This is a genomic window from uncultured Maricaulis sp. (assembly GCF_963976135.1).
Lineage (GTDB): Bacteria > Pseudomonadota > Alphaproteobacteria > Caulobacterales > Maricaulaceae > Maricaulis.
Genome location: NZ_CAXBKN010000130.1, coordinates 1 through 5,638 on the forward strand (window position 1 = coordinate 1; position 5,638 = coordinate 5,638).

The 5,638-nt window shown below is 64.0% G+C and carries 4 protein-coding genes and 1 tRNA gene; 2 read left to right on the forward strand and 3 right to left on the reverse strand.

Annotation, left to right across the window (positions count from 1 at the left end):
• Positions 1-47: 47 nt before the first annotated feature.
• A tRNA-Leu gene (locus AAC023_RS13270) sits at positions 48-132 on the reverse strand.
• 298 nt (positions 133-430) lie between these two features.
• Between AAC023_RS13270 and AAC023_RS13275 the strand changes: the two genes are divergently transcribed.
• Together AAC023_RS13275 and AAC023_RS13280 are read left to right on the forward strand one after the other, a co-directional pair.
• Positions 431-1,255 carry a response regulator gene (locus AAC023_RS13275; protein WP_339741676.1) on the forward strand — a complete coding sequence of 275 codons (825 nt, stop codon included), beginning with the start codon at positions 431-433 and terminating at the stop codon, positions 1,253-1,255.
• An 88-nt stretch (positions 1,256-1,343) separates the two neighbouring features.
• Entirely contained in the window at positions 1,344-1,946 is a 603-nt protein-coding gene (locus tag AAC023_RS13280) for a methyltransferase domain-containing protein (RefSeq protein WP_339741677.1), read from the forward strand.
• Here AAC023_RS13280 and AAC023_RS13285 read toward each other — a convergent pair.
• Positions 1,943-3,367, reverse strand: a complete 1,425-nt coding sequence (locus AAC023_RS13285; RefSeq protein ID WP_339741678.1) for an MATE family efflux transporter — start codon at positions 3,365-3,367, stop codon at positions 1,943-1,945. The two genes, AAC023_RS13280 and AAC023_RS13285, sit on opposite strands and share 4 nt — an antisense overlap.
• Before the next feature lie 90 nt (positions 3,368-3,457).
• On the reverse strand, positions 3,458-5,638 hold a 2,181-nt coding region (locus AAC023_RS13290), incomplete at its 5' end, for an NADP-dependent malic enzyme (protein WP_339741679.1).

The window sequence follows — 5,638 nt, forward strand, 5'->3', positions numbered from 1 at the left end:
GTGCGCGCTGCGGGTGGCTTGCCACCCGAAGCCCGCAGGGCGAAGGGTGGTGCGGCTGGAGGGACTTGAACCCCCACCTCGTAAGAGACGTGGACCTAAACCACGCGTGTCTACCAATTCCACCACAGCCGCAGGGATCAGGATCAGGCCGTCTTTCTAGCCGCTCGCGCGCCTTCGTCAATATCGCCCCACCGCCACCAGGCATTTCGGCGGCGCACCGCCCGGCATGCATAATATATGCTTCGCCATCACACTCCGCCGGCGCGGGCCGGATGCCCTGCCCTGGCAGGCCTGCCCGCCGGCGGCGGCGCGTCCCCGCCCCGAAATTGTTCCGTGATCACCCCGGCACGCCTGCAAGGCAAGAGAAAATTAACCACACATTCCCTGTGATAGGGACGAATTTGCCGCTGTGGGGCCTGCACGAATGACCATGAGATCAACACCTGACGAGGCGGCCGCACCCGGGTCGGCGCCGATCCATGTCCTCCATATCGAGGACCTCAATTGCGATGCCTTGCTGATTGAACATTTTCTGCGCAACACCTATCCCGGCCCGGTCAAGCTTCACCGCGTCAAATCCCTGGCCGATGGCCGGGCTGCGCTCAGCGAAACCGCTTTCGACATCGCCCTGCTCGATCTGGGCCTGCCCGATGCAACGACCATGGAAGACGATATCGCCGCGCTGCACGCGGTGCGCCCCGTACCGCTCATCATCCTGTCAGGATCAGACAATGCGGAAATCGTCGGTCGTACATTCGCCTCCGGGGGCGAGGACGCGCTGGTCAAATCCCTGGAGAATTTCCAGACCCTCGGATCGGTGATCGTCCGGACGCTTGAACGGGCCAGTGCAGCCGGTCTGCACCAGGGGCAATTGCGGGAAATGCACGCGCTCTACCGACAGTATTTCGATGCCTGCAGCGATGCGGTGGTGATGACTACAGGAAACGGCGAGCTGCTCAGCCGCAACGCCAATGCCGAACGTTTGTGGACCGCCACGAACATTGAATCCTACGCCCGCAATTTCAAACTCCGCCTCGATGAGCCGCTTCGGTTTCCGATGATTCTGCAATTCTCGAATCCGCACCGTTTCGAGATCCATGATGCCATCATCACCCCGGTCTCGCACAATGGCGCCAAAATCCTGATCTCCAGCATTCGCGACACGCGGCAATCAAACCCGGCCAGCGCGGCACCTGACGTGGTTCAACTTCGCCCGCAAACCGGGATCAGTGCGGACCAGCGCCGCACCGGCTGAAGCGCCACTTGCACCACCACCCGCCTTGGGTACTAGCTAGACCTTTGCTAATCACGCCGCACTCGTGGCTGCCGCAAGGAGACGCCGGATGAGTGAAGAACGTTCCGCATTCGACTGGGAAACCCGTTTTGCCGCCGACGACACGCCCTGGGAGCGGCAGGAACTGCACCCGGCCATGCTGGCCTGGATGAGGGCCGGAGAGTTTGAGCCGGGAAGACGGGTCATCATCCCCGGCTGTGGCCGCTCGCCGGAACTCGCCTTCCTCGCCGGATGCGGGCTCGATGTCACGGGCGCCGATCTCTCGTCCACCGCCCTCGCCTTTCAGCGCCAGGCGCTCGATCAGGCCGGCCACGACGCCACGCTCCTTGAGGGCGATGTTCTCGCCCACCATCCAGGCAAGCCATATGACCGGGTTTACGAGCAGACTTTCCTGTGTGCCATCCCGCCGCGTCTGCGCGTCGATTACGAGCGCGCACTGTGCGACTGGCTGAAACCGGGCGGGCATTTGCTCGCCCTCTTCATGCAGAAGGACGTGCCCGGCGGGCCGCCCTATGGCTGCGCGCTCGATGCGATGCATGAACTCTTCCCGACCGAGCGGTGGATCTGGCCCGACGACGCGGATTTCATCCCCTGGCCCCACCCGTCACTGAAGGGCAAGCCGGAACTGGCTGGCGTGCTGGTGAGGCGCTAGGGCGCGTCCTCCTCCGCCGCGGCCGGCGCCGCCGCTGTTTTGCGCGCCTTGCCATGCTTGGCGGTCATCGGGGCGCGGGTCAGCACGTACAGACCGGCGAGCGCACCGGCGAAAATATTGGCGAAGGCCACGCCCCAGATCACGCCTTGTGGCGCGTCGAGCAGGATCGCACCGACCAGAACGGCCGGGACCATCAGGCCCAGTGCGCGCCCGGCCGTTATCGCCATGCCATGGCCGGGACGGCCAAGCCCGTTGAAGCCGGCGCTCGCGGCAATCGTGATGCCATAGCCGGCAATCGTCAGCGGCACGATGCGCCAGTAGAAAACCGCCGTCGCCTGGCCGGCCTCGCTGGGCAGGAAGGCCGCCGCGAGCAGGCCGGCCGACAGCCAGAGCAGGACGGCGATGGCCAGGCTCCAGCCAATGCAGAACAGGAAGCTGGAACGGAAGGCCTCGCGCACCCGATCGAGGCGGGCGGCGCCGCCATTCTGGCCCGTCACAGCCCCGATACAGGCCGAGAGCGCAAACAGCGGCACGATGGCGAAGGCCTCGACCCGCGCCGCAACCCCGAGCGCGGCAACGGCGGCATCGCCGAACCGCGCCATGGCCAGGCCGCTCATCGCGACAGTCATGGCAATCGGATTGAAAACATTGGAAATACTGGCTGGCAGGCCGACACGGGCGATCTCGCCCCAATGGTGCCAGACCTCGCCCAGATCGCTCCAGCCGAAATCAATCAGCTTTTCCTTGAACACCAGATACCAGCCGACCATGGCGAAGGTGAGTGCATTGGCGGCGACGGTCGCCAGCGCCGCCCCGGAAACGCCCCAGCCGAGGCCGGGGAAGAGGCCGAACACATCGTCGAGAATGAAAATCGGGTCGAGGACGAGATTGAACACGGCCGCCGCGACCATCATCAGGCTGGGGATGATCGCATTGCCGAGCGCCCGCAGGATATTGCTCGCCACCATCGGCCCCACGATCAACACGATGCCGCCGAACCAGACCGTCATATAGTCGACGACATGCGGCAGCATCGTCGCGCTGGCACCCAGCGCCCGGAAGATCGGCTCGACGAAAACAATGCCGAGGGCCGAGACGGCGCCGACCGAGAGAAGAGAAAGGCTCATCGCATCGGTGGCGATACGCGGGATCGAGCCGGCATCCTTGCGTCCGGCAGCGCGCGAGACGGCGGAAACGGCGCCGGCCCCGAGCCCGATCGAGACACTCATCACCAGCATGGTGACCGGAAAACTCATCTGCACTGCAGCCTGTTGTGCGGTGCCCAGCGTGCCGACCCAATAAGTGTCGACAATCCCGACCAGCATCATGGCGAGAATGCCGAAACTCATCGGCACGATCATGCGCAGAACATGGCCGAAAACCGGCCCCTGCGTCATATCGTGTGCTGTCCGTCCGGCCATGATGCATCCTTATCAACGCGCAGGCGATGTTAGATAGAGATCGCCAGAGGAGTCTGCACCCGGCTGACGTCACTTCCCCGTGAATGGCTGCTATGCGGAAGCCTTGTTGAGGTCGTAGGCGGCAATGCTCGCCAGGTTGACGATATCCGTCACCGAGGCCCCAAGCCGCGCAATCTGGACCGGATGCTCCAGCCCGACCAGCATCGGACCGATCACCGTCGCACCGCCAGCGGCCTTGAGCAGGCGCACCGCGATCGAGGCGGAATGGACCGCCGGCATGATCAGCACATTGGCCGGCTCGCTCAGGCGCGAGAAGGGATAGAGCTCGTGGTGATCGGGATCGAGCGCGATATCGGCGGCCAGTTCGCCCTCATATTCGAAATCGACGCCCAGCTTGTCGAGAATGCGCACGGCATCCTGCATCTTTTCCGAACGTTCGCCCGGCGGGTTTCCGAAGCTGGAATAAGACAGGAAAGCGAGATGCGGCGTCAGTCCGAAGCGGCGCGCGGCATTGGCTGTGGCGATCGCGATTTCGGCCAGGGCCTGGGCGTCGGGAAACTCGGTGACCGAGATATCGCCAATGATCAGGGTACGGCCGCGCGAGACCGCCGCAGCGACGCCGACAGCGCGTCCGCCCTCCACCGGCTCGAGCGCCAGCTTGACGTCGCGCATCACCACATTCGAGTGGCGCGTGACACCGGTGACCATGCCGTCGGCCTGGCCCATTTTCAGCATGCAGGCGGAGAAGACATTGCGGTCATTATTGACCAGACGCTGCACGTCGCGGCGCAGATAACCCTTGCGCTGCAGCCGCCCGTACAGGAAATCGGCATAGTCCGAATTCTGCTCCGACAGGCGGGCATTGCAGATTTCCAGCGTATCGGTCGGGATGCCGAGTTCGCGCATATTGGCGAGCGCGACATTCTCGCGCGCCACCAGGATCGCCTTGCCCAGCCCCTGGGACTGGAAGGCATGGGCGGCGCGGATCACGGATGGCTCTTCACCTTCCGCGAAGACAATTGTCTTCTGCTCGGCGCGGATCGAGGCGGCGACGCGTTGCTGCAACGCCGCGGTCGGATCGAGCCGCCGCGCCAGTGTGTGCGTGTAATTGACGCCCTCCGCAAAGGGCAGCCGAGCGACACCGCTCTCAACCGCAGCCTTGGCCACGAAGGGCGGCACCCAGGAAATCAGACGCGGATCAAAGGGCGACGGGATGATGTAATTGCGGCCGTATTGCAGGCGCTCGCCCCTGTATGCGACCGCGACCTCGTCGGGCACATCCTCGCGTGCCAGGGCGGCCAGGGCCCGGGCGGCGGCGATCTTCATCTCTTCATTGATCGTGCGGGCCCGCACATCGAGCGCACCGCGGAAAATATAGGGGAAGCCGAGGACATTATTGACCTGGTTGGGATAGTCAGACCGGCCGGTCGCCATGATCGCGTCATCGCGGACCGATTTGACCTCTTCCGGGGTAATCTCCGGGGTTGGATTGGCCATCGCGAAAATGATCGGGTCGGGTGCCAGACTGGCGATGATGTCCTTGGTAAAGACTCCCGCCGCCGACAGGCCCAGCAGCACATCGGCCCCGACCGCCGCTTCGGCGAGCGTGCGCGCCTCGGTCCTGACGGCGTGCTTGGCGAGGCGCTCGTGCAGGCCCTCGCGGCCCTCATAAACCACGCCATCGATATCGACGACGATGGTGTTTTCCTTGCGGACGCCGATCGATTCGATCAGCTCGAGCACGGACAGGCCCGCCGCGCCGGCGCCGCACAGCACGACCTTGATCTCCTCCAGCTTGCGGCCGGTGATGTCGCAGGCATTGATCAGGCCGGCCGTCGCGATGATCGCAGTGCCATGCTGGTCGTCATGGAAGACCGGGATGTCGAGCATTTCGCGCAAGCGGCGCTCGATCTCGAAGCATTCGGGCGATTTGATATCTTCCAGATTAATGCCGCCAAACGTGTCGCCAAAACCGCGGACACAGGCAATGAATTCCTCCGGGTCGGTATAGTCGATCTCGATGTCGACCGCATCGATATCGGCAAAGCGCTTGAACAGGATCGCCTTGCCTTCCATCACCGGTTTCGAGGCCCGCGGACCCAGATTGCCAAGGCCGAGAATGGCGGTGCCATTGGACACAACCGCGACCATATTGCCCTTGGAGGTATAGTCGTAAACCGCATCAGGATCGGCCGCGATGGCGCGCACTGGCGCCGCGACGCCCGGCGAATAGGCCAGGGCCAGATCACGCTGGGTCGACATCGGCTTGGT